Source organism: Roseibium sp. LAB1 (assembly GCF_054658235.1).
Map to the genome: position 1 here is coordinate 41,782 of NZ_BAAGIB010000006.1, position 21,711 is coordinate 63,492.

25 protein-coding genes are annotated in these 21,711 nt (G+C 60.5%); 14 read left to right on the forward strand and 11 right to left on the reverse strand.

From position 1 onward, the window contains the following. Window positions 1-70: 70 nt before the first annotated feature. Both ACYQ54_RS25755 and hemA read right to left on the reverse strand, forming a co-directional pair. A complete protein-coding gene (locus ACYQ54_RS25755) occupies window positions 71-454 on the reverse strand; it encodes a c-type cytochrome (RefSeq protein ID WP_460087565.1) in 384 nt (127 codons plus the stop codon). Between the two features lie 216 nt (window positions 455-670). Next, window positions 671-1,894, reverse strand: coding sequence for a 5-aminolevulinate synthase (gene hemA, locus ACYQ54_RS25760; protein WP_460087566.1), 1,224 nt, complete (start codon window positions 1,892-1,894; stop codon window positions 671-673). Between the two features lie 171 nt (window positions 1,895-2,065). Here hemA and ACYQ54_RS25765 point away from each other — a divergent pair, with 171 nt between their 5' ends. Beyond that, window positions 2,066-2,770 carry a Crp/Fnr family transcriptional regulator gene (locus ACYQ54_RS25765; RefSeq protein ID WP_330563877.1) on the forward strand — a complete coding sequence of 235 codons (705 nt, stop codon included), beginning with the start codon at window positions 2,066-2,068 and terminating at the stop codon, window positions 2,768-2,770. A 2-nt stretch (window positions 2,771-2,772) separates the two neighbouring features. Then, a complete protein-coding gene (locus ACYQ54_RS25770; RefSeq protein WP_460087568.1) occupies window positions 2,773-3,330 on the forward strand; it encodes a DUF4202 domain-containing protein in 558 nt (185 codons plus the stop codon). Here the strand turns inward: ACYQ54_RS25770 and ACYQ54_RS25775 are convergent. The 6 genes from ACYQ54_RS25775 to ACYQ54_RS25800 are packed head-to-tail and all read right to left on the reverse strand — an operon-like array spanning window position 3,320 to window position 8,793. Further along, the gene (locus ACYQ54_RS25775) at window positions 3,320-3,592 is read right to left on the reverse strand and encodes a hypothetical protein (RefSeq protein ID WP_460087569.1); all 273 of its coding nucleotides are present in this window, start codon (window positions 3,590-3,592) and stop codon (window positions 3,320-3,322) included. The two genes, ACYQ54_RS25770 and ACYQ54_RS25775, sit on opposite strands and share 11 nt — an antisense overlap. A 6-nt stretch (window positions 3,593-3,598) precedes the next feature. Further along, a complete protein-coding gene (locus ACYQ54_RS25780; protein ID WP_460087570.1) occupies window positions 3,599-4,174 on the reverse strand; it encodes a cytochrome c oxidase subunit 3 family protein in 576 nt (191 codons plus the stop codon). Window positions 4,175-4,182: 8 nt separating this feature from the next. Continuing rightward, window positions 4,183-6,120 carry a VWA domain-containing protein gene (locus tag ACYQ54_RS25785; protein ID WP_460087572.1) on the reverse strand — a complete coding sequence of 646 codons (1,938 nt, stop codon included), beginning with the start codon at window positions 6,118-6,120 and terminating at the stop codon, window positions 4,183-4,185. A gap of 10 nt (window positions 6,121-6,130) precedes the next feature. After that, window positions 6,131-6,940, reverse strand: coding sequence for an AAA family ATPase (locus ACYQ54_RS25790; RefSeq protein WP_460087573.1), 810 nt, complete (start codon window positions 6,938-6,940; stop codon window positions 6,131-6,133). 5 nt (window positions 6,941-6,945) lie between these two features. After that, window positions 6,946-8,316: a cbb3-type cytochrome c oxidase subunit I gene (locus ACYQ54_RS25795; RefSeq protein ID WP_148582425.1), complete on the reverse strand. Its 1,371-nt coding sequence runs from the start codon at window positions 8,314-8,316 to the stop codon at window positions 6,946-6,948. Window positions 8,317-8,340: 24 nt separating this feature from the next. Then, window positions 8,341-8,793, reverse strand: coding sequence for a c-type cytochrome (locus ACYQ54_RS25800; protein ID WP_148582426.1), 453 nt, complete (start codon window positions 8,791-8,793; stop codon window positions 8,341-8,343). A gap of 371 nt (window positions 8,794-9,164) precedes the next feature. On the opposite strand from ACYQ54_RS25800, the gene ACYQ54_RS25805 reads away from it, so the two are divergent. From ACYQ54_RS25805 to ACYQ54_RS25860, 12 genes are all read left to right on the forward strand, one after another. Beyond that, complete coding sequence (locus ACYQ54_RS25805) at window positions 9,165-10,919, forward strand: cytochrome D1 domain-containing protein (RefSeq protein WP_460087575.1); 1,755 nt, start codon at window positions 9,165-9,167, stop codon at window positions 10,917-10,919. A gap of 71 nt (window positions 10,920-10,990) precedes the next feature. Then, on the forward strand, window positions 10,991-11,794 hold the full coding sequence (gene cobA, locus ACYQ54_RS25810) for a uroporphyrinogen-III C-methyltransferase (protein WP_460087576.1): 804 nt from the start codon (window positions 10,991-10,993) through the stop codon (window positions 11,792-11,794). After that, a complete protein-coding gene (locus ACYQ54_RS25815; RefSeq protein ID WP_148582428.1) occupies window positions 11,787-12,104 on the forward strand; it encodes a c-type cytochrome in 318 nt (105 codons plus the stop codon). The genes cobA and ACYQ54_RS25815 overlap by 8 nt, the downstream gene beginning before the upstream one ends. Beyond that, window positions 12,101-13,249: a cytochrome D1 domain-containing protein gene (locus tag ACYQ54_RS25820; protein ID WP_460087578.1), complete on the forward strand. Its 1,149-nt coding sequence runs from the start codon at window positions 12,101-12,103 to the stop codon at window positions 13,247-13,249. The genes ACYQ54_RS25815 and ACYQ54_RS25820 overlap by 4 nt, the downstream gene beginning before the upstream one ends. Before the next feature lie 3 nt (window positions 13,250-13,252). Beyond that, a complete protein-coding gene (gene ahbB, locus ACYQ54_RS25825; RefSeq protein WP_460087579.1) occupies window positions 13,253-14,242 on the forward strand; it encodes a siroheme decarboxylase subunit beta in 990 nt (329 codons plus the stop codon). Continuing rightward, window positions 14,239-14,694: an Lrp/AsnC family transcriptional regulator gene (locus ACYQ54_RS25830; RefSeq protein ID WP_460087581.1), complete on the forward strand. Its 456-nt coding sequence runs from the start codon at window positions 14,239-14,241 to the stop codon at window positions 14,692-14,694. The genes ahbB (ACYQ54_RS25825) and ACYQ54_RS25830 overlap by 4 nt, the downstream gene beginning before the upstream one ends. Beyond that, the gene (gene ahbB / locus ACYQ54_RS25835; protein WP_460087582.1) at window positions 14,691-15,179 is read left to right on the forward strand and encodes a siroheme decarboxylase subunit beta; all 489 of its coding nucleotides are present in this window, start codon (window positions 14,691-14,693) and stop codon (window positions 15,177-15,179) included. Before ACYQ54_RS25830 ends, ahbB (ACYQ54_RS25835) begins: the two co-directional genes overlap by 4 nt. 3 nt (window positions 15,180-15,182) lie before the next feature. Further along, a complete protein-coding gene (nirJ, locus tag ACYQ54_RS25840) occupies window positions 15,183-16,403 on the forward strand; it encodes a heme d1 biosynthesis radical SAM protein NirJ (protein ID WP_460087583.1) in 1,221 nt (406 codons plus the stop codon). Further along, window positions 16,378-17,925 carry a cytochrome D1 domain-containing protein gene (locus ACYQ54_RS25845; protein WP_460087585.1) on the forward strand — a complete coding sequence of 516 codons (1,548 nt, stop codon included), beginning with the start codon at window positions 16,378-16,380 and terminating at the stop codon, window positions 17,923-17,925. Before nirJ ends, ACYQ54_RS25845 begins: the two co-directional genes overlap by 26 nt. Beyond that, window positions 17,882-18,625 (forward strand): CbiX/SirB N-terminal domain-containing protein, encoded by a 744-nt coding sequence (locus tag ACYQ54_RS25850; RefSeq protein ID WP_460087586.1) that lies wholly within the window; start codon window positions 17,882-17,884, stop codon window positions 18,623-18,625. The genes ACYQ54_RS25845 and ACYQ54_RS25850 overlap by 44 nt, the downstream gene beginning before the upstream one ends. Beyond that, window positions 18,622-18,873: a hypothetical protein gene (locus ACYQ54_RS25855; RefSeq protein ID WP_460087587.1), complete on the forward strand. Its 252-nt coding sequence runs from the start codon at window positions 18,622-18,624 to the stop codon at window positions 18,871-18,873. Before ACYQ54_RS25850 ends, ACYQ54_RS25855 begins: the two co-directional genes overlap by 4 nt. Before the next feature lie 25 nt (window positions 18,874-18,898). Continuing rightward, complete coding sequence (locus tag ACYQ54_RS25860; protein WP_460087589.1) at window positions 18,899-19,303, forward strand: hypothetical protein; 405 nt, start codon at window positions 18,899-18,901, stop codon at window positions 19,301-19,303. Between the two features lie 9 nt (window positions 19,304-19,312). On the opposite strand, the gene ACYQ54_RS25865 is transcribed toward ACYQ54_RS25860, so the two are convergent. Genes ACYQ54_RS25865 through ACYQ54_RS25875 form a run of 3 tightly spaced genes read right to left on the reverse strand, consistent with a single transcriptional unit; the run spans window position 19,313 to window position 21,710 of the window. Continuing rightward, window positions 19,313-20,338 (reverse strand): FAD:protein FMN transferase, encoded by a 1,026-nt coding sequence (locus ACYQ54_RS25865; protein WP_460087590.1) that lies wholly within the window; start codon window positions 20,336-20,338, stop codon window positions 19,313-19,315. Beyond that, window positions 20,335-20,883 carry a nitrous oxide reductase accessory protein NosL gene (locus tag ACYQ54_RS25870; protein ID WP_460087591.1) on the reverse strand — a complete coding sequence of 183 codons (549 nt, stop codon included), beginning with the start codon at window positions 20,881-20,883 and terminating at the stop codon, window positions 20,335-20,337. The genes ACYQ54_RS25865 and ACYQ54_RS25870 overlap by 4 nt, the downstream gene beginning before the upstream one ends. Beyond that, window positions 20,880-21,710, reverse strand: a complete 831-nt coding sequence (locus ACYQ54_RS25875; RefSeq protein ID WP_460087594.1) for an ABC transporter permease — start codon at window positions 21,708-21,710, stop codon at window positions 20,880-20,882. Before ACYQ54_RS25875 ends, ACYQ54_RS25870 begins: the two co-directional genes overlap by 4 nt. Window position 21,711: the final 1 nt, after the last annotated feature.

Sequence of the window (21,711 nt, forward strand, 5' to 3'; positions counted from 1 at the left end):
TACGGGACCGGCGGTGGGCGGACCGCGCCGGAATTTACGGCGCGAGTCCGGCAGGAGGGGGTATATTAGCCTATTGAAATGTCTTCAGGTAGGCGATGATATCGGCAATTTCCTCGTCCTTGCGCAGTCCGGCAAAGGACATTTTCGTCTTGGGGACAACATCCTTGGGTTTGTGCAGATAGGCTGTCAGGGTTTCTTCGTCCCAGACCAGTCCGCCTTCGGCCTTCTCGGTCATGCTGGCGGAATATTTGTAGCCTTCGACCTGGCCCGCGGGAGCTCCGACAATGCCGTTGAGCGCCGGACCAACCTTGTTCTTGGCGCCGTCGCCAACAGCATGGCATGCCTTGCATTTCTTGAAGATCTTTTCTCCGGAAGCCGCGTCGCCGTCGGCCCAGGCAGGAGCGGCCGCAAGGAGACCTGCTAGCGTGACGAGGCAGGTGAGTGTCTTTCTCATGATGTTTCCTTTCCTGCTGCCGGCACCTTGCCGGCAGTTTGGCCGGGAGGCGGCCTCAGTGTTTTGTTTTGGTGGCCGGGCAAACCAGGTTTGCCCGGCCTGACCGGTCCGTCCCCAGGCCTCTTGGTCGGACGGACAAGGTCATGCTGATGGTGCGAGGTCAGAAAGCCGGTGATCGCACTTCACATCCTTGACATCCGTCAAGCAGACCCTCGGCTATTCGGCGGCAACGGGCTGTCTTGCCAATTGGCATTGCGCCCAAAGCGCATGCAGCGCGCAGACCAGCCGGTCGACATCGCCGGACGTGTGAACAGGCGAGGGAGTGATCCGAAGTCGCTCGGTTCCCCTGGGAACGGTCGGATAATTGATCGGCTGGATGTAGATGCCGAAATCCTCCAGAAGCGTGTCCGACAGGAATTTGCACTTGGCCGGATTGCCGACGATGACCGGGATGATATGGCTTGGATTGTCGACATGCGGAATGCCGAGTGTGTCGAGACGCCGCCGGACCTGGGCGACAATGGCCTGGTGGGCCTCTCGCTCCACCGAGCTTTGCTTCAGATGCCGGATTGACGCCGTTGCCGCCGCCGCGATGGCGGGGGGAAGAGCGGTGGTGAAGATAAAGCCACTGGCGAAACTCCGCACGAAGTCGCATAGCTCGGCAGAGGCCGCGATATATCCGCCGACAACGCCGAACGCCTTGCCAAGTGTCCCTTCGATCACGGTCAGGCGATCCATCACGCCTTCCCGTTCTGCAATACCGCCACCGCGCGGGCCATAAAGGCCGACGGCATGGACTTCGTCCAGATAGGTCATGGCGCCATATTGGTCGGCAAGGTCGCAGATCTGCGCAATGGGTGCGATGTCCCCATCCATGGAGTAGACGCTTTCAAAGGCGATCAGCTTCGGTTTTGCCGGGTCGGCCGCACGCAGTTTCGCCTCAAGGTCCCCCAGGTCGTTGTGTTTCCAAATCACTTTTTCCGCACGCGAATGGCGGATGCCCTCGATCATCGAGGCATGGTTCAGGCTGTCGGAAAAAACAATGCACTCGGGGATCTGTGAAGCGAGCGTGCCGAGTGCTGCCCAGTTGGAAACATAACCGGACGTGAACACCAGAGCGGCTTCCTTGCCGTGCAGGTCGGCAAGTTCGGCTTCCAACAGGACGTGATCGTGCGTTGTCCCGGAAATATTGCGGGTACCGCCTGCTCCTGCACCGCAGCGGTCGACTGCTTCATGCATTGCCGCCAGAACCTTCGGGTGCTGACCCATGCCGAGGTAATCGTTGGAGCACCAGATCGCGACATCCTTTGTGCCGTCCCCGCTGGTCCACTTGGCTTCCGGAAAATTGCCGCGCTTGCGCTGGAGGTCGATGAAGACGCGGTAGTTCCCGGCATCCTTCAGGTTCGCAAGGCGGCTTTTGAAAAAGGCTTGATAGTCCATGACGTCCCCGCTTTCTCAAGTGTCCGGTAGACGCTAGATGCGGGGCAGGGCAGGTTGAATGACAATAGTCAAGAAAGGCAAGAATCCGTCGATGTCCCGAGCTTGCTATTGTGCAAAGTCCCTAGGTCAGGCTAGACGTTCTTGCAAAGCACTTGAGCAGGACCTTGACCGATGCCCACCGACCGCCAGCGGAAAATTGCCCAGAACTCCCTGCTTCTCAAAAGCTTCCCGCAGGAGATCTGCGACATGGTGCTGGGGATGTCGAGCTGGCGGACCTACGACCGCGGCGAAACGCTGTTCCTGCATGGCGAAACAGCGCAGGCAATCCACATCGTCATGGACGGCTGGGTCAAGCTGTACCGGATTGCCCCCAATGGCGGCGAGGCGGTGGTGAATGTCTTTGCCAAGGGTGAAAGCTTCGGCGAAGCGGTTGCGTTTCGCGGGCTTGCCTATCCGGTGTCGGCGGAGGCGGTGACGGCTTGCGAAGTCATGCGCATACCCAGCACGGCCATTCTGGAGGCCATGCGCAAGGACCCGGACATCGCGGTTTCCGTGGTGGCGTCGACCTTTATTCACCTGCATTCCCTGGTGTCACAACTGGAGCAGCTGAAGGCGCAAACCGGACCGCAAAGGGTCGCCGAGTTCTTGCTGGAATTGTGCGAGCAGGAAAGTGGTAGCTGCGAAGTGACCCTGCCTTACGACAAGTTCCTGATCGCGGGCCGCCTCGGCATGAAGCCGGAAAGCCTGTCGCGCTCCTTTGCCCGGTTGAAATCTGCGGGTGTCCGCATAAATCGAAATCATGCGGAAATCAAGGATATCGAACGGCTGCGGGCCTTCTCCGAAGAAGATCCCGTGGACGCCTGGACGAAGGGCTGACGATGAAACTGGAAACTGCTCTAGCGGCTATCGACATCGCGAACGCTGCCGACCCCAACCATGAAGATGGCAAGCCAGCGGCCTTGCTGTATGGGCAAAGAATGAGCGATGAGCTGGAGCGGCTCTATCCGGAGGCGGCAGATCCGTTGAAGATAGCCGCCAGGGGCCAGCATATCGAACGCTGGATCACACCGCGCCAGACCTACCCGGAAGGCAAGGCCGGCTATCACGCCTGGCGCCGGGATCAGGCCCGTCACCATGCGGAACGCGTCGGTGAAATCATGGCAGAGGCAGGCTATTCACCGGAAGAGATCGAGGTGGCGGCGAAGATGCTGCGCAAGGAAGGTCTCAAGCGGGAAGCGGATGTGCAGGCCCTGGAAAACGTGATCTGCTTTGTGTTCCTGAAATGGTATTTCGCCCCCTTTGCCGCCAAACACGAGGACGCCAAGGTGCTTGATATCGTGCAGAAAACGGCACGGAAGATGTCGGAAGACGCACGTGCGCGGGTGCTTGCCGAATTCGAGCTTCCACACCAGTTGGCCGAAGCTTTCAGGAGCTGAACCCGGGGGCAACGTAAAGCGCCAGCAACAGCAGGCAATAAAACCCGATCACCCAACTGAACCCGGACAGCCAGACCGGTGCCTGCCATAGCCCGAGATACCGGGACAGGATGATCCGCGCCTTGATAAAGGCCAGCAGCAACAGCAGCCCGCCAAAAAGACCCGGACTGAAATGACCGGTCCCGCCTGTTGTCACCAGAACGGTGGCGGCCGACAGGCCCAAAAGCGCGATCCAGGCGAGCGATATGGAAGGAAGGGTCATCTTTCGCTATCCCAGGACATAAATCACCGGGAACAGCAGCACCCAGATGAGATCGACCATATGCCAGAAGGCGGTTCCTGTTTCGATGGTGCGAGGTTCGTCTTTCCACGCCACCAGACCCAGCACAACGATCCCCGCGAGCACATGAGCTGCGTGGAACCCTGTGAGCAGGTAATAGAACATGAAGAAGGGATGGGTCTCCGTGGAGATCCCTTCCGCAGCTTTGGTTGCATATTCCTGCACCTTGATGGCGAGGAACACACAGCCGAGAGCCATGGCGCCGGTCAGGTGCAAACGGGCGGCCGTCCGCTTTAACTTGAGCCGAAGCTCAAGGCTCCGGGCGGCCAGAAAGCCGCTGGTGATCAGCACGATCGTGTTGATGCCGGCGAGTGCCGGATCGAGGTGGGCCCTTGCTGCGGCAAAACCGTCCGGATCGGATATCCTGACGCCCATGAAGGCGGCAAGCCCGGCCCCGAAGACCAGCAGTTCACTGATGATGAGCACCCACATCAACAGTTCCCCGGGCAACTCGTCGAGGATACCTGCGTCGTGCTGGTCCGGCTTCGGTGACGGAGCGTGCATCCGCGGCTCTAGCCTCCGACAATCTGGCGGTAAATCTGCGGCAAGGCCTGTGTCAGCCTGTCCGGATGCGGGATCACGGCAAAACCGCCTTGCCCGAACAGCCGCGGGAACCAGGACTTTGCCGATTTGTCGATGGTGACCCCAAAGACGGATTGGCCTGCGCGCCGGGCTTCGCGAACCGCCATCCTGGTGTCTTCGATGCCGTGCCGTCCTTCGTAATGATCGAGATCGTTGGGTTTGCCGTCGGTGATTACCAGAAGAAGTTTGCGTTTGCGCGACTGGGCCGCCAGGTCAGTGGTCACATGACGAATGGCCGCCCCCAGACGCGTGTAGAAGCCGGGCCGCAGCGTGCCGATCCTCTGTTCGACAAGGGCACTCATCGGTTCGTTGAAGCCCTTGCAGGACTGAAGGTACACGCGTTGCCGTTTCAGGGATGAGAAAGCGGTAATGGCGAAATCATCCCCGCAGGCATTCAGACCCCAGGCAAGAGCGGTCAAGGCTTCCCGTTCGATATCGATCACGGCGCGTCCGGTGACGGCGCTCTCGGTCGAACGAGACACGTCAAGCAGGATGGAAACCGCAAGATCACGCGCTTCCGGACGGGTCTGCAGCCAGATCCGTTCCGAGCCGGTGCCACCTGCCATCCGCTCCGCTTCGGAGCGCACCGCGGCATCAAGATCCAGTCCGTCGCCTTCCAGGTGTCCGCGTGTCGTTACCCGGCCTGGCCGGAGGGCTTCGAACTGTTTCTTCACCGAGCGGATGCGCCGTTTTGCGACGTCATCCATTCCGGCAGATCCCTTTTCCGGATCGGCTTCCGCAGTGCTGGTCAGAACGCAGACGTGGTCCGCCAGATAGCGGCCACTGCGTGTGTCCCACTCCGGGTAGAGATGCCGTCCGGACAGTCTTTCGCGGTCGACATCTTCCGGAGCCAGGTCAAGATGCAGCTTCAGACGGGTTGCCGGTGCCTTTGAGATCTGGCCAAGGCCGATCTCCTCCTGATCGTCAGCCGCCTTCTTGGCGCTGTCATGATCGTCGTCATCGACACGGCGATTGAGATTGAGAAACTCTGCCCAGCTGAGAATGGCTTCGAATTTGTGCAGGATCAGGCTGTCCTTGCGTTCTGCCTGGTCTGCCTTGCGCCTGCGGGCGCGCACTGTCTTGCCGGTCGCTTCCTCTGGAGGACCGTCTGTCTCTCGGCTGTCGACTTCATCTCCCGCGGAAAACACAACTTCTCTGAGGTCCGGCCAGAGCGGCACCGGCCGGAAAGGACGGTATCCACGCGGGGCGGACACATCCTCGAATGACTTTCGGTCGATCCGTTCCTGCAGGTCCAGGACATCGGGGGCAGGAGTTCCAGGGTCGCCCAACAAATGACGCACGAGCCTGTCGACCCTTGCTTCCATCTCCGGCAAGGCGGCTTTTGGTCTTGCCACCAGCACCTGTTGGCAAAGGGCGGTGTAGAGGTCCCGCAAGCCTGGAGCCTGGTCAAGTGTGTCCCGAACCATGGCGGATATTGCCCCGAGGGACTGCAGATCCGCCCGGAGCGGGTCCGTTTCGGCGACATGGGCAGGTGCATGTGCCGCCAGCGCCGTTAACCAGACATAGAGGGCTGCATTCGCCTCCCGCGACGGGAACACCGCAAGGCTCGCCGGCAGTCTCAGGATTTCTCCATCGAAACTGGTTCGCGTCACGGTTTCGGCTTCCGTGCCGAGCCGCCTCAGAAATCCGAGGCGGTGGCGCGAAACCTCCTGGGCGACCGGACGAAGCTCGACACTGTGAGCTCCCCCCAGTCCCCGGAAAAGGACAGCAAGCCGCCCGCCGACCTCATCGAGGCCGACCGCGGCTCCATGATGCACCTCGGGCGCATCCAGGCGGCTTGCAAACGCGTGCCACAGTTTCCCGATGGTTTCCTCGGGTTCCCATGGCTCGATGTCGATCTTGCCCATCGGTCTGGCCTCACCCAAACACGGCCGTGACAAGATCAAGGAGCCCGCGTTTCACGTCTTCATCGTCGGTCAGCGGTTCGATCATTGCGGCTTCGATCGCCCTTCCGACAGGCATGCCCTGGGCAATCAGTGTTGCTGCATAGACGACCAGCCGGGTCGACACGCCTTCCTCAAGATCCTGGCCTTTCAGCGCCCTGAGTTTTCCGGCCAGACGCACCAGCGCGGCGGTCCGGTCGCGGTCGAGGCCGCTTTCCTCGCAAACGACTTCGGTTTCCAGATCCATTGGCGGGAAATCGAATTCAAGCGAGAGGAAACGCTGTCGGGTCGACGGTTTCAGGGTCTTCAGGATGTTCTGGTAGCCGGGATTGTAGGATGCGACGAGCATGAAGCCCGGTACTGCCACCAGTTCCTCGCCGGTCCTGTCGATCGGCAGGGTCCGGCGATCATCCGTAAGAGGATGCAGCACGACAGTCACATCCTTGCGGGCTTCCACAACCTCGTCGAGATAGCAGATTGCACCCTCCCTTACGGCCCGGGTCAGCGGTCCGTCCATCCAGACCGTCTCGCCGCCCTTGAGAAGATACCGGCCGATCAGGTCGGCGGCGGCGAGGTCGTCATGACAGGCGACCGTATAAAGCTTGCGGCCGAGTTTTGCCGCCATGTGGGCGACGAAACGGGTCTTGCCGCAGCCAGTTGGGCCTTTCAGCAGAACCGGCAGGCCGTTCCTGTGCGCGGCTTCGAAGACGTCGCATTCGTCGCCTTGCGAGAGGTAGAAGGGGGCGGATGCCGCCCCCTTTTTGCTGGAGACACTTGCTTCCATGTCCATCACTCCGCCGGTGCGCCGGCTGCTTCACCCGGTTGGATGACTTCGCGGCGCGGGACCGCAACTGCGTAGATGAACAGGAGGGCACCGAGTACGAAGGCTGCGCCTGCCCCGAACCGCATCCAGTAGAACACGGCCAGCTGGTCCTGAACGTCCATGTAGTATTCGCCCATGACACGCTGCAGGTGGGTTTGCACCGTTCCGGCGAACGTCAGGACGAAGGTCATGAAGGACATGCCGCCGGCCATCAGCCAGAAGGACACCATGTTGAGCACCTGGTTGTAGGGGTCCCGGCCACGCAGAAGGGGCATGGCGTAGGTAATGATTGCCAGGTTCAGGGAAACATAGGCGCCGAAGAAGGCCAGGTGTCCGTGGGCGGCAGTGATCTGCGTGCCGTGGGTGTAGTAGTTCACGCCATGCAGGGTATGCAGGAAGCCCCAGACGCCGGCGCCGAAGAAGGCAAGCGTGGCGCAACCGAGCGACCACAGCAGCGCGGCCTTGTTGGGGTGGTCGCGGCGGCCCTTCCAGACCATGACGAAGGCGAAGGCCATCATGGCGAAGAAGGGGATCACCTCCAGTGAGGAGAAGATCGAGCCGATCCACTGCCAGTATCCGGGAGTGCCGATCCAGTAATAGTGGTGACCGGTGCCCAGGATGCCGGAGAACAGCGCGGCAGCGACGATGACATAGAGCCATTTTTCGATGACTTCGCGGTCGACGCCTGTCAGTTTGAGCATCAGGTAGGCAAGGACCGAGGCCATGATCAGTTCCCAGACACCTTCGACCCACAGGTGCACGATGTTCCACCAGTACTGTTTGTCGAGCGAGAGATTGCTCGGATTGTAGAAACTGAACAGGAACAGGAGTGCCAGACCCCACAGGCCCAGAAGCAGGATGTTGGTGATCGCGGTCTTCTTGCCTTTCAGCACCGTCATGGTGATGTTGAACAGGAAGATCAGCGCGGCAACGACGATGCCGACCTTGACCCATTTGGGCTGCTCGATGAACTCGCGGCCTTCCTTGCCCAGCAGCCAGTTGCCTTCAAACAGGTTGAAGACATAGGTGAGAACAACGCCGAGCGTGCCGACCACCAGGATGATGAGCTGCAAGTAAGCAAGCTTGGTGGAATGGATTTCCCGTTCCGCTTCTTCGGGGATCAGGAAATAGGCAGAGCCCATGAACCCGAGCAGAAGCCAGACGATCAGGCTGTTGGTGTGCAGCATCCGCACGATGTTGAAGGGGAGCAGCTCCGACAGAAAGTTCGGCGCCACATAGATGTAGCCTGCGAGCAGCCCGCCCAGAACCTGGACGGCGAACAGGCCCATTGCCACGGCGAAATACGCCAGGGCGACCTTTTGAGATTGGTATTTCATCTTGGGTTTCCTCAGCGTTCAAAATCAGCCGGCGTCGTTCGGCGGCCAGTCCTGGGCGTCGATCTTGTCTGTCCAGATCAGGAAGTTGGTGAGATCGCGGATCTCTTCGTCCGTCAGGTGGAACTGCGGCATCTGGCGGCGGCCTTCGATGCCGGAGGGCTGGGATTCCATCCATCCTTTCAGGGTCTCGAAAGCCAGGTCAGGATCGTCAAGCACGCCCCAACGGGTCATCACGTTGCCGACTTCGGGTGCGAAATAGGCACCTTCGCCCAGGATCGTGTGACAATTGATGCAGGCCTTGTCTTCCCAGACCCGTTTGCCTGCGGCAACGCTGTCGGTCAGCGTCGCCGCGTCTGTCGATGTGCTGGTGATGTAAAGGTGACTGTGCACCGACAGCCCCACAAAGATGATGATGAAAAAAAGCGACCCGCCATAGAATATGTTTCGGGCCATGCTTTTGGTCATGACTTCGCGCATAGCGCGCTCCTTTCCCCGGAGTTGATCCTGCCGGGAGGGTGACAGCGCGCAGCCGCTTTTCCTTAACCAAAGTCAAGTGGACCTGAATGCCGTGCTGAGGACAGTGCAATTCATGGACAAGAGGGAAGGACGAAGCGCCGGATGCAGCCCTAAAGTGCAAGACCCCTGCGACAATTGTGTCGTTTTGCAGAGGGTAAGGCGCTTATTCATTCAATGAAAGCATGTACTTATAAGAATAAGGTTCTGCCGGCGTTACTGGTGAACAGCGCAGATCAAACCTGTCTGAAAATTTCAAGTTAACGAAAGTCAAGGAAGTAGACCCTGCCTGCGCGCACCGTCCGACTGCCTCACCAGTCGAACGGAGACTAATCATGATCTCGACACGAGCCATTCGGAGAAATGCGCTGCTGATGAGTGTGGCTTTCACACTCGGACTGTCGGCAGTCGGCGTTTCTGCCCAGGACAAGCCGGCGGACCACGGCAGTGGTCCTTCGGCTGCCTATGAACCCAGCATGTCAACACTCGGCCAGCTGAAGGTCGAGATTCCGGGGCGCAAGGAAGGCGATCCGGTAATGACGCCTGACGAATACCAGAATGCAAACCAGATCTATTTCGAACGCTGCGCCGGTTGTCACGGCGTTTTGCGCAAGGGCGCAACCGGCAAGCCGCTGACCACGGATATCACGCGGGAAAACGGCTACGAGTATCTGCGGGACTTCATTACCTACGGCTCGCCTGCCGGTATGCCGAACTGGGGTACTTCGGGCGAACTGACCGAAGAACAGGTCGACATGATGGCTCGCTATATCCTGCTGGAACCGGCGTCACCGCCTGAATTCGGTATGGACGAAATGCGCAAGAGCTGGAAGGTTCTGGTTGCGCCGGAAGATCGTCCGAAAGAGAAGATGAACGATATCGACATCGATAATCTCTTCTCGGTCACGCTGCGCGACAGCGGTCAGGTCGCTCTGATCGACGGTGAAACCTACGCCATACATGCGGTGATAAACACCGGTTATGCGGTTCATATTTCGCGTATTTCCGCCTCCGGGCGCTATCTTTACGTGATCGGCCGCGATGCGCTTGTGAACATGATCGACCTGTGGATGGAAGAGCCGGCAACAGTGGCGCAGATCAAGGTCGGCACCGAAGCCCGCTCCATCGAAACTTCAAAAATGAAGGGTTGGGAAGACAAGTATGCGATCGCCGGCTCCTACTGGCCGCCGCAATACGTGATCATGGACGGCGACACTCTGGAGCCACTCAAGATCAAGTCCACCCGCGGCATGGTCTATGATGATCAGACCTACCATCCCGAGCCGCGTGTCGCGTCCATCGTGGCGTCGCACTACAACCCGGAATTCATCGTCAACGTGAAGGAAACCGGCAAGATCCTTCTGGTCGACTATTCAGACATCAAGAATCTGAAGACGACCGAGATCGAAGCCGAACGCTTCCTCCACGACGGCGGGTTCGACAGCACCAAGCGTTACTTCCTCGTGGCTGCCAATGCCCGCGGCAAGGTCGCGGTCGTCGACACCAAGGAAGGCAAGCTGACGGCCTTGCTTGAAACCGGCGGTCAGACACCTCACCCGGGGCGTGGTGCCAACCTGATCCACCCGACCTACGGTCCTGTCTGGGTCACTTCGCACCTCGGCGATGAAACCGTTGCCCTGATCGGCACGGATCCCGAAGGCCATCCGGACAACGCCTGGAAGGTCGTACAGACCCTCTACGGGCTCGGTGGCGGTTCCCTCTTCGTCAAGTCCCATCCGAAGTCGAACCATCTCTACGTGGATGCGCCCTTGAACCCGGATGCGGAAATTTCGGGAGCCATCGCGGTGTTCAACGTCGACGACCTGACGCAGGAAGAACCTGAATTCAAGGTCCTGCCGATTGTCGAATGGGCGGATGTCGGCGAAGGCCAGCCCCGTGTCGTTCAGGGCGAATTCGACCAGGCGGGCGAGGAAATCTGGTTCTCCGTCTGGAATGCCAAGGACAAGGAAAGCGCGATCGTCGTCGTTGACGACAAGACGCTCGAATTGAAGCACGTCATCAAGGATGAACGGCTGATCACACCGACCGGCAAGTTCAACGTCTTCAACACGCGCGCCGACGTCTACTGACGTCCCGCCGGGAGAGGCGGACCACCGCCTCTCCCTTTTTCTTTCTTCCATACCGCCTGCAGGAGCAAACGATGAAACAGCCAGGTAAGGTCTATCTGATCGGAGCAGGCCCCGGAGACCCGGAGCTTCTGACACTCAAGGCCCTGCGTATGCTCCAGGAAGCGGATGCCGTTGTATTCGACCGGCTGGTTTCGCCGGAAATCCTGTCGCTGGCACCGCACACCGCCCTGCAGGTCCCGGTAGGAAAATCACCCGACAATCATCCGGTTCCGCAGGAGAGGATCAACGAGATCCTGGAAGAACTGGCCCTGGAAGGCATGACTGTCGCCCGCCTGAAAGGCGGCGATCCGCTGATTTTTGGCCGAGGCTCGGAAGAAGCCGAACACCTGATGTCACGTGGAATTGCGGTCGAATACGCGCCAGGCATTACCGCCGCCCAGGGCGCGGCCTGTGTCACGGGTGTGCCACTCACCCATCGCGGTCTGGCAACCGGAGTTCGCTACGTGACCGGTCACCGGCAGGCGAACGGGGTTCTCGATCTCGATTGGAAAAGCCTCGCCTGCGAAGACACCACGCTGGTTGTTTACATGGGCGTTGCCAACATCGGGCAGATTGCCCTGCGCCTGATTGCAGAGGGACTGAGCGGGACAACCCCCGTACTTGCCATCGCAAACGCGACGACGCCGCGGGAAACCAGGCTCTATTCCGAACTCGACAGGATCGCGATCGATGTTCGCGACGCCAGGCTCAAGGCACCTGTGCTGTTTGTAGTCGGCAAGGTCGTGACCCTGAGTGCCGAATGGCCGGCAACAACCTTTGACGCCATGCTCAGTGCCGTCGACAGCGGCACGGCCGGAAGGCTTGTCCATGCTTAAGACGTTGCTCACGATTGCCTTTTGTCTTCTGGCCATCACCAGCCTTGCGCTGGCCGAAGAACAGGGTACTCCGGCGGCGCTGGTCAATCTGGTGCGCCAGGACTGCGGGTCATGCCACGGCATGACGCTGAAAGGCGGACTCGGTCCGGATATTCGGCCCGACGCACTTGGCCACTACGACATCGACACCCTGTCCACAGTGGTTCTGGACGGCATCCCGAAAACGGCAATGCCTCCCTGGCGTCCGATCCTGAGCGAGGCCGACGCGAGGAAAATTGCCGAATACCTTTTGAAGGGAGACACGAAATGAAGTGGCTATACGGAGCCGTACTGGCGGCCATGTTGACCGGCACCGCTCAAGCGCAGTCGGTCGTTGCCACTGGCGATCTCGGTCTCGTCGTCGAACGGGGGAGCGGGTCGCTGTTGCTGGTCGACCAGTCCGACCGCGCGTCCCTGACACGGATCGAGGGCCTTGGCGATCTGTCCCACGCCAGCCTGGTCTATTCGCCGGACGAACGCTTTGCCTATGTCTTCGGGCGTGATGGTGGCCTTTCCAAGGTCGACCTTGTCGAGAAACGGATAGCAAAGCGCGTTTTACAATCCGGAAACGCCATCGGCGGAGCCATTTCGGACGACGGCTCGCTGGTTGCCGTTTCAAATTATGAGCCCGGTGGCGTGCGCATCTTCGATGCCCAGACGCTGGAGATGGTGGCAGATATTCCGACGGGCTCGAAGACAATCGGTCTTGTCGATGCGCCCGGCAAACGCTTTGTCTTCACCCTGTGGGATGCGGGCGAAACCTGGATTGCGGATCTCAACACCGAAGAACCGAAAATTACCAGGATCACCGGCATGGGCACCAACCCCTATGATGCCCTGATCACCGGTGACGGCCGTCTCTACATCACCGGCCTGTTCGGCGAAGACGGACTGACCGCACTCGACCTGTGGCAGGAAAATCCCGAGCCGATCCGGGTTTTGCCCGGATACGGCCGCGGCGAAGCGGAACTGCCGGTCTACAAGATGCCGCATCTGGAAGGCTGGGCACGTGCCGGCCAGGAGTTTGTCCTGCCTGCCGTCGGGCACCACGAGGTTCTGTGGGTCGACGGAGACACGCTCGCCGAAACCGGACGCACCAGAACCCATGGCCAGCCGGTCTTTGCCATGGCGAGACCTGATGGCCGCCAGGTCTGGGTAAACTTCGCACATCCGCTCAATGACACCATCCAGGTGATCGACACGGTCACGAAGCAGGTGGTGCACGAGTTCAAACCCGGCCCTGCCGTCCTGCACATGGAATTCACGCCGCGTGGCAACGAGGTCTGGGTCTCGGTGCGCGATGCCGGTAAGGTCATGATCTACGACACCCGAACCTTCGAAAAGACAGGCGAAATCGACGCCGACAGCCCATCAGGCATCTTCTTTACCGCGCGGGCGCACAGGACGGGGTTGTGAGCCATGACAAACCTCATCCATCCGATCGACCTGAACCTTCTCGACAGCTGGCAACGGGACTTTCCGTTGGTGCCGAGACCTTTCGAAATCATCGCCGCAGCTACGAACTGCCCCGAGGATGACGTTATCGGGCGGTTGAAAGATATGGCCGCGACCGGCCGGATCACCCGTGTCGGGGCCACCTGCGCGCCGAACACGGTTTCGGCGAGCACGCTTGCGGCCATGTCGGTGCCGCACGACCGCATTGAAGACGTTGCCGGAATTGTCGGTGCTCAGCCGGGCATCAATCATTCCTACCTGCGGGAGAATTACCGGAATCTCTGGTTTGTTGCCACCGGACCTGACCGTGACCACGTCGACAGGGTTCTGGACACCATTCGGGAACAGACGAAGCTTGCCGTTCTGGATCTCCCGATCATCCGTCCGTTCAACATAGACCTAGGCTTCAGCTTGAACGGCGGCCTGGGCCGGCCACCAGTGCCCCGGCCGGTCCGGTTGGAGCGACTGCAGGAGGGTGACGATGACCTCCTGCAGGCTCTGACCACGGGATTGCCCCTTTGTCGGCGGCCTTACCTGCGTATTGCGGAGGACCTCGGCCGGACGGAAGAGTCCATACTGGATAGGATCGCGGATCTGCTCGAGGCGGGCATAATTTCCCGATTTGGCGTGATTGTGCGTCACCGTGCCCTGGGGTGGCGCGCGAACGCCATGGTCGTCTGGGATATCGAGCCGGACCGGATCACCTCGGCGGGCCCGGCTCTTGCGGCGCATCCGGGGGTGACCCTGTGTTATGAACGTCGGCCCGTAGCGGGCGTCTGGCCCTATCGCCTTTACTGCATGATCCACGGCCGGAGCCGGTCGCAGGCATTGGAAGTCCTCATCCAGGCATCACGCCTGCCGGAGGTCGCGGACGTGAGACATGACGTTCTCTTCTCCACCCGCTGCTTCAAGCAGACAGGTGCAATGATCTCTCGCCAGGGAGTTGCGGCATGACCCGGGACCTGTCTCCTCTCGAACGGACCCTGATCAACCGTCTGCAGGACGATCTGCCACTGGTCCCGCAACCCTTTCAGGAACTGGCGCAGGAGCTGGACCTGAGTGAAGAGGAGGTTGCCGGACATATCCGGACCTTGCGCGACGACGGCTTGCTGACGAGGTTCGGTCCGTTTTTCGATGCGGAAGCCTTGGGCGGCGCTTTTTGCCTCTGCGCCATTGCTGTGCCGCCGGAGAGATTTGAAGAGGTCTTAACCAAAGTCAATGCCTACCCCGAGGTCGCCCATAACTATGAACGGGATCACAAGCTGAACATGTGGTTCGTCCTGGCAACGGAAAGTCAGGCCGCAATTTCGGCAACAGCCGAAGCAATCGAGCGCGACACAGGTTTGCCGGTGCTTCTGTTTCCGAAGGAACGCGAGTTTTTCATAGGATTTCGGGTGAACGCATGACCTTGACTCCCCAGGACCGAACGATCGTCGAAGCCACGCAGGCCGGATTGCCGCTGGTCACCAGACCCTATGCTGTCGTTGCCGAAAGCCTGGGACTGAGCGAAGCGGACCTGATCGAGCGCCTGAAGCACCTGAAGGCGCAGGGTATCATCCGGCGAATTGGCGCTGCTCCAAATCACTATCGTCTGGGCATGACCGCCAACGGCATGACCGTCTGGGACGTCGATGATGCGGTGGTCGACAGTCTCGGCGAAAAGATAGGCGTCCTGCCGTTCGTCACGCATTGCTACCGCCGACCCCGGGTGCTGCCGGACTGGCCCTACAATCTCTTTGCCATGGTTCATGGAGAAACCCGCGACGAAGTGATCGCCAAACGGTCGGAGATCTCCAGCCTGCTGGGCAAGGCCTGCCGCGCCAGTGACATCCTGTTTTCAACGCGCATCCTGAAAAAGACGGGCATGCGCCTGCGCGGCAAGGAGGGCTGAACGATGTTCCGCCTCTCGGAATACATGCACCAGATCATTGACCCGACGCCTGTGCGGACCCGCCGTGGAAACGGCGCGGTCAAGCCGGTGGTGATCTGGAACCTCACCCGGCGCTGTAACCTGAAATGCCGGCATTGCTATACGGTGTCGGCGGACGTCGATTTTCCAGGCGAGTTGACCCACGACCAGGCCATGGCGACCCTGGAGGATCTTGGACGCTTCGGCATTCCCGCCCTGATCCTGTCCGGGGGTGAACCGCTGGACCGGAAAGACCTGTTTGAGATTGCCGGGCGGGCCAGAAGCCTTGTGCGCATGCTGGCCCTGTCGACCAATGGCACCAGGCTGCACGGCGAAACTGCCGACAAGGTGGCAGAAATCGGCTTTGATTATGTGGGCATATCCATTGACGGGATCGGCTCCACCAACGACTGGTTTCGCGGTGTTGAAGGCGCTTTTCAATCTGCTCTGCGGGGCGTTCGCGAATGCAAGGCACGCGGCATCAAGGTCGGGCTTCGCTTCACCCTGACGGAGGGCAACCACGAGAGCCTGCCTGATCTTCTGCGCCTTTGCGACGATGAGGGCGTCGACAAGTTTTACCTGTCCCATCTCGTATATGCCGGCCGGGGTGACAAGCACCGCGGTGAAGACGCCGAACACATGCGCTCCAGGTGGGCAATGGATGTGTTGATGGACCGGGCATGGCAAGGTGTCAGCGGTGGCAGACCACTCGATATCGTTACCGGCAACAATGATGCCGACGCGGTTTATTTCCTGGAGTGGGTGGACCGGAACTTTGGGCCTGACACCACTGCCCACGTGCGCGATCATCTCGCCGCCTGGGGTGGCAACTCTTCCGGTCTCGGCGTTGCCAACATCGACACGCTTGGCAACGTGCATCCGGATACCTATTGGTCCGACTACACCATCGGCAGTGTGAAGACCGTTCCCTTCTCCGACCTGTGGACGGGAGCGGATCCGATGCTGGCGCGGCTTCGGACGAGGCCCCGCCCGCTAAAGGGGCGGTGTGGCGCTTGTGCCTTCAAGGATGTGTGCGGGGGCAATACCCGTATCCGCGCGCTGCAACTGACCGGTGATCCCTGGGCCGAAGACCCTGCCTGTTATCTCAACGACGACGAAATCGGGCTTGCCGGTGCCGGCGGTGACCGCCTGGCCGTGACCCCGTTCCGAGGAAAACGCCATGATCCGGCTCACCGCTTCGCTTAGCGCGCTCCTGCTGCTGACTTCGCTGTCGGTCGCAGGCCCCGCGCAGGACTATGCAGACAATTGTCAGGACTGTCACGGTGCCGGCCGTCTCGGCGGTGTCGGACCAGCTCTGATCCCGGAAACCTTGGGCCGCATGCGCGGACCGGATCTCGATACAGTCATTCGCGACGGACGCAAGGCGACACAGATGCCGGCGTTTGCCGATATACTGAACGATGAGCAGATCGAGGCCCTGGCCGCCTTTTTGAAAGAACCACTGAGCGAGGTTCCGGACTGGACCGAAACGGACATCGCCGCCAGCCTGGTGATCAACGAGGACTACCAGCCCGTCGAAACGCCTGTCTGGCAGTCCGACCCGATGAACATCACCCTGGTCGTCGAAACGGGCGATCATCATGTCAGCGTTCTCGATGGCGACACCTTCGAGACGCTCGACAGGTTCGCAACGCCGTTTGCAGTCCATGGCGGGCCGAAATTCTCGCCGGACGGGCGCTATGTCTTCATCATGTCGCGTGATGGCTGGGTCCAGAAATACGATCTCTACGCGCTTCAGGAGGTTGGCCGGGTCCGGGCAGGGCTCAACAGCCGCAACATTGCGATGAGCCATGACGGCAAGTGGCTGGCAGTTGCCAACTACCTGCCGATGACGCTGACGATCCTGTCGACCGAAGACCTTTCGGTCGCAACCGTGATGGACGTGACTGCCAAGGACGGCACCGCAAGTCGCGTTTCGGCGGTCTATCAGGCCCCCAACCGAAAGAGCTTCATCCTTGCCTTGAAGGATGCTCCGGAAATCTGGGAAGTTGCCACCGATCCCGATGCAGACCCGGTCTACGAAGGGTTCGTGCACAGTCGGGAAAAAGGCATGGTCGAAGCTTTGCCTTCGTCCGAAGGGCTCTTTGCCCGCCGGAGAATCCTGACCGCAGAACCGCTTGACGACTTCTTTTTCGATGATGATTACCGGCATCTCGTCGGGGCTTCGCGCGACGGTGCGCGCGGCGTGGTCGTCAACCTGAATGTCGGCCGCGAAATTGCCGAACTGCCGCTGGAAGGCATGCCGCATCTCGGGTCCGGCATCAGTTGGGAACGGGACGGCCACAGGGTCATGGCAACCCCGCATCTGAAAGAAGGCAAGCTGTCGGTCATTGACACCGAAACCTGGAAACAGATCGCAACGATCAAGACGGACGGCCCCGGTTTTTTCCTGCGCAGCCACGAGAACACACCCTATTTCTGGGCCGATGTCTTCTTCGGCCCGAACAAGGACGAGATCCATGTGATCGACAAGGAAAGCCTGGAAATCGTCAAGACGCTGAAGCCGGTCGAAGGTGCAACGGTCGCCCATGTCGAATTCACGAAGGATGGCCGCTACGCCCTTGTCTCCGTCTGGGAGGATGACGGCGCGGTGATTGTCTATGACGCCACCACTCTGGAAGAGGTCCGGCGTCTGCCCATGCGCAAACCTTCAGGGAAGTACAATGTCTGGAACAAGATCACTTTTTCGGAAGGAACGAGCCATTGAGGCGATCCTCGTCTCGCACGGCCAGCCGTCACACCCGCAGGCAGGTGAAGCGTATTTACGCGCACTTGCGCAGCAGGTCCGCGAATTCCTGCCCGGCTGGTCCATTCGTTCGGCCACGTTGGCCGCGCCTGATGCTCTTGATCGTGCCCTGGACCTTGCCGGGCCTGAGCCGCTTGTTTTTCCGGTCTTCATGGCCGAGGGCTGGTTTACGCAGACCGCTTTGACGGGAAGGCTGAAGGGAACCGGCGCCCGGCAATTGCCTGCGCTCGGCATCCATCCCGAGTTGCCCCGCTTGACGGCGCGCTTTCTGGAAATGACGGCTGAAAGAATCCACTGGAACGCATCCGGCTACGAACTGCTGCTGGCAGCCCATGGTTCGGCAACTTGCCGGTCAACCGCACAAAGCACCATCCGGTTCGCTGCAGGTCTCGCCGAATGGCTGCCGGAGAGACCGATCCGGATGGGGTTCCTGGAAGAAGTGCCGTTCCTGGAAAATACCGCCGCCAGCTGCGGCATGAGAACCATTCTGTTACCTCTTTTTGCCGGCAACGGGCTCCACGTGACCCAGGACATTCCGGAAGCCCTCGACGGGGCCGGTTTCGAAGGCCTGCGCCTTGCTCCTCTGATCGAGGCGCCATTCATGCCGAAACTCATCGCCTGTGCGCTTGAGAGTGCCAACCGGGAGGAACTGGCGGCGTGACCCAGATCGAAACCGGCTGGCCGGTGCGCAAACTTGTGATCTTGCTCTATCCGTTCACGGCTGCTGCGGTTGCCATCAATCTCTTCATGCTGAGCCTGATGGGGCAGGCTGTCGGTTTGCCGGCCCTGTCGCCTGTCATGTCGATCTGGCTCAGTTTGCCACTCGGCTTACCAGCTACCTGGTTTGCGGCAAAATGGGTGCGGCGACTGATGGACGAAGCAGATGGAAAACCGCCGCCGGCAAATTGATACTATCTCGATCGGGAAACGGAGCATGCGGATGCAAAGGGAACTGCGTCAAGGAATGGGCCTGCGTATCGCGGGTGCGGCTGCCGTTGTTTTCGGCCTCATGACGGTGCTGAGTGGTGGAACCGTCCTCTTTGGCGGCGATCGGCTGTCCCAATGGGCGGGCAACGTCGTCAGGTTTGTGCTGTGGTTCAATTTTCTGGCGGGCTTTGTTTATGTCGCCACCGGCATCGGGCTCTGGTTTGGCAGAGGGTGGGCCTGCTGGACGGCCATCGCGACCTTGCTCGGGACGGCGGTCGTTCTGTGCGCTTTCCTGGTCTATGTGTCGCAAGGCGGTCCCTATGAGACGCGCACTCTCGCGGCACTGATCTTCAGAACGGGTTTCTGGGCGATCGTTACCTGGACCGCCCTGCGCCCCCTGCACCGCAGATAGAAGCTCTTCTCAGGCGTCCAACCACCCGGTCGAACCATCGCGCTGCACAACGAAGGCTCTGGTTGCCGGAAACTCGGCAAGGGCTTTGCCGAGGTTTTTCTCTCCAGCAACAAGGGCAGCCGTCGACAGGCCATCGGCGAGTGCCGCCGCAGGCGCAATGACGCTTGCGCCATCCAGTCCGCCTTCAACCGGCAGGCCGGTTCGGGGATCGATGATGTGCGAGCGGTGGCCCGTCTGATCGAAGGTGGTGCCGAGCCGTGCGGAGCTGGCGACTGCGGCATCGGACAGCCGGATCCTGGTGTCCGCATCTGGGCGTTCCGGCACCGGCCGCAAGGTTACGGGCCAGCCGTGGTCAGTGCCGGCATCAGGACCAGCTCCCTCATCCGGGGCGCCTCTGGTAACGATCTCACCGAGATCGACCACCATGTTCGTGCATCCCTTCGAGGCGAGCAGGGCAGTGACCCTGTCCGTGATGTAGCCTTGGGCGATGCCGTTGAAGGACATGGCCATGCCCTTGCGGGCAAACCGGATCTCGCCCGGGCCGTAGACGACATTCCTGAAGCCCGTGCGGTCTCGGGCGGTCGCAAGATCTCCACCCGTGTCACCGGTCGCCAGCCTGGCATAATAGGCCCACAACGGCTGAATGGTCGGGTCGAAGGCCCCGTCTGTTGCAGCATGAAGCCTGTCGCACAGGCTGAGGAGGTCGACCATTTCAAGGGAAGGTGCCGGTAGCCGTCCATCCGTATTCAGCCGGACCAGCTCGCTTTCCGGGTGGTAGAGGCTGAAGATTGCCTCCAGCCTGCGAATTTCCGCATCCACATTGGCAAACAGGCGTTCTGCTTCGGCGGCACTCTCATGCAGGATATCGATCTCGGCGCCGGCACCCAGCGCGATGCCGCGCCAACGGTACAATTTGGCACGGCCGTCGGCCATCGCGATGCCTGTCGGAAGCGCAAGGCCTGCGGCACCGGCCGCGCAGATCCGCAGGAACCGGCGGCGGTTTACTGGAGACTGATTGGTGGTGGCTTGTTTCATTGCGCAGCCCCTTGCATTGCATCCATCGTGAGCGAGGTGGCCGCGGACACATCGACGGCGCCCAACACATAGTCTGTCGGGATATCGTCGAAGCGCACGACGTTGCCCTTGTTGCCCTGTGCGAAGGCATCGGCTCCGCCTTGCGTGCCGAATGGAATTGCCTCGGGTGCACCCATGCCGCCTGCCACGCTGCTGCCGATGACGAACCAGGCTGCATCCGCGTCGATCCAGTTGTCGGTGCCCGGCTGGGTCCAGCTTTCTGCCCGTTCCATGTCGTTGACATAAACGGCGGCGATATCCTTCGGTTCTTCGGGGGAGCGCAGGAAGGCAACCGCGTCGCGAACTTGCGTAAACCAGAGTGGATTGGGATTTCCTGTCAGGTGGATCTGGGCCTTGGGGCCATCATGCTCCAGAACGGTCATCTGGCAATAGTGACCGGCCGCTTCCGGTGTCAGATGCATTGCATCCGGTTTGGCAATCTGGACCTCTTCCTGACAGGCAGCCAGGAACCCGAGCAAGAAGATGGAGATGAGCGCGCGTTTCATGGCGCAATCCTTTTTATCAGAAGAGCGGAACCGGCCATGGCCAGACCGGCAAACACGGTCAGCGAGCCAAGGGCGAGCAGGGGATCGAAGGGCAGGGCGTCTGCCACCCCGGCCATGCCGCCCACCAGATCGCTTGCACCGAGAGCCGCCAGGTTGAACAGGCGGAAGGCGTCGGCCGGGTTGAGCAGGATGGCATAGGGGAAAACGTCGGACGCGAAGACACCGCTGGGATTGGCAACGAGCGCGCCCAGGAGCGCAAGGTCATACAGGACGACCATCATCAGCCAGACAGCCACCGAAGCTGCCGCCGCGGTGCGTGACTGGCGCGTCAGCGAGCTCAGCACATAACCTGTCGCCAGAAAGCAGACCCCGAGCAGGACCGAGGTCGCGATTAGCCGGACAAAATCCGCAAGCCCCGAGAGAGAGCCGTAGCCCGCTGCCACAAGCAATCCTGCCGTCAGTCCGTAGCCGATGACCAGGGCAAATGCGAGAACCAGTGTATGGCCGACGGCCTTGCCGATCAGAAATTCGACGCGGGAGATGGGGCAGGACAGTGTCATCAGCAAGGTACCGCGTTCGATCTCGCCGCAGATCGCGTCGAAGGCAAGCAGTAGTGCAATGAGCGGCACAAGATAGACCGACAGGCTGGCCAGCGAGGCAACGGTGATGGTCAGCCGGTCGACGCCGAGGGTTCCCGCGGGTGCCGAGCCGAGCAGGGCGAGCGCCAGCGAGAACACGGCCAGGATCATCGCGGCAAGCAGGATCCACCGATTGCGGATGCCGATACGGATCTCCTGTCCGGCAACTGTGAGGATTCTGGAGAACATG

Excerpts from the sequence above, each read along its gene's own strand:
- ACYQ54_RS25755 (WP_460087565.1), bottom strand. The coding sequence starts at position 454 with ATGAGAAAGACACTCACCTGCCTCGTCACGCTAGCAGGTCTCCTTGCG.
- hemA (WP_460087566.1), bottom strand. The coding sequence starts at position 1,894 with ATGGACTATCAAGCCTTTTTCAAAAGCCGCCTTGCGAACCTGAAGGAT.
- ACYQ54_RS25765 (WP_330563877.1), top strand. The coding sequence starts at position 2,066 with ATGCCCACCGACCGCCAGCGGAAAATTGCCCAGAACTCCCTGCTTCTC.
- ACYQ54_RS25770 (WP_460087568.1), top strand. The coding sequence starts at position 2,773 with ATGAAACTGGAAACTGCTCTAGCGGCTATCGACATCGCGAACGCTGCC.
- ACYQ54_RS25775 (WP_460087569.1), bottom strand. The coding sequence starts at position 3,592 with ATGACCCTTCCTTCCATATCGCTCGCCTGGATCGCGCTTTTGGGCCTG.
- ACYQ54_RS25780 (WP_460087570.1), bottom strand. The coding sequence starts at position 4,174 with ATGCACGCTCCGTCACCGAAGCCGGACCAGCACGACGCAGGTATCCTC.
- ACYQ54_RS25785 (WP_460087572.1), bottom strand. The coding sequence starts at position 6,120 with ATGGGCAAGATCGACATCGAGCCATGGGAACCCGAGGAAACCATCGGG.
- ACYQ54_RS25790 (WP_460087573.1), bottom strand. The coding sequence starts at position 6,940 with ATGGAAGCAAGTGTCTCCAGCAAAAAGGGGGCGGCATCCGCCCCCTTC.
- ACYQ54_RS25795 (WP_148582425.1), bottom strand. The coding sequence starts at position 8,316 with ATGAAATACCAATCTCAAAAGGTCGCCCTGGCGTATTTCGCCGTGGCA.
- ACYQ54_RS25800 (WP_148582426.1), bottom strand. The coding sequence starts at position 8,793 with ATGCGCGAAGTCATGACCAAAAGCATGGCCCGAAACATATTCTATGGC.
- ACYQ54_RS25805 (WP_460087575.1), top strand. The coding sequence starts at position 9,165 with ATGATCTCGACACGAGCCATTCGGAGAAATGCGCTGCTGATGAGTGTG.
- cobA (WP_460087576.1), top strand. The coding sequence starts at position 10,991 with ATGAAACAGCCAGGTAAGGTCTATCTGATCGGAGCAGGCCCCGGAGAC.
- ACYQ54_RS25815 (WP_148582428.1), top strand. The coding sequence starts at position 11,787 with ATGCTTAAGACGTTGCTCACGATTGCCTTTTGTCTTCTGGCCATCACC.
- ACYQ54_RS25820 (WP_460087578.1), top strand. The coding sequence starts at position 12,101 with ATGAAGTGGCTATACGGAGCCGTACTGGCGGCCATGTTGACCGGCACC.
- ahbB (WP_460087579.1), top strand. The coding sequence starts at position 13,253 with ATGACAAACCTCATCCATCCGATCGACCTGAACCTTCTCGACAGCTGG.
- ACYQ54_RS25830 (WP_460087581.1), top strand. The coding sequence starts at position 14,239 with ATGACCCGGGACCTGTCTCCTCTCGAACGGACCCTGATCAACCGTCTG.
- ahbB (WP_460087582.1), top strand. The coding sequence starts at position 14,691 with ATGACCTTGACTCCCCAGGACCGAACGATCGTCGAAGCCACGCAGGCC.
- nirJ (WP_460087583.1), top strand. The coding sequence starts at position 15,183 with ATGTTCCGCCTCTCGGAATACATGCACCAGATCATTGACCCGACGCCT.
- ACYQ54_RS25845 (WP_460087585.1), top strand. The coding sequence starts at position 16,378 with ATGATCCGGCTCACCGCTTCGCTTAGCGCGCTCCTGCTGCTGACTTCG.
- ACYQ54_RS25850 (WP_460087586.1), top strand. The coding sequence starts at position 17,882 with ATGTCTGGAACAAGATCACTTTTTCGGAAGGAACGAGCCATTGAGGCG.
- ACYQ54_RS25860 (WP_460087589.1), top strand. The coding sequence starts at position 18,899 with ATGCGGATGCAAAGGGAACTGCGTCAAGGAATGGGCCTGCGTATCGCG.
- ACYQ54_RS25865 (WP_460087590.1), bottom strand. The coding sequence starts at position 20,338 with ATGAAACAAGCCACCACCAATCAGTCTCCAGTAAACCGCCGCCGGTTC.
- ACYQ54_RS25870 (WP_460087591.1), bottom strand. The coding sequence starts at position 20,883 with ATGAAACGCGCGCTCATCTCCATCTTCTTGCTCGGGTTCCTGGCTGCC.
- ACYQ54_RS25875 (WP_460087594.1), bottom strand. The coding sequence starts at position 21,710 with ATGTTCTCCAGAATCCTCACAGTTGCCGGACAGGAGATCCGTATCGGC.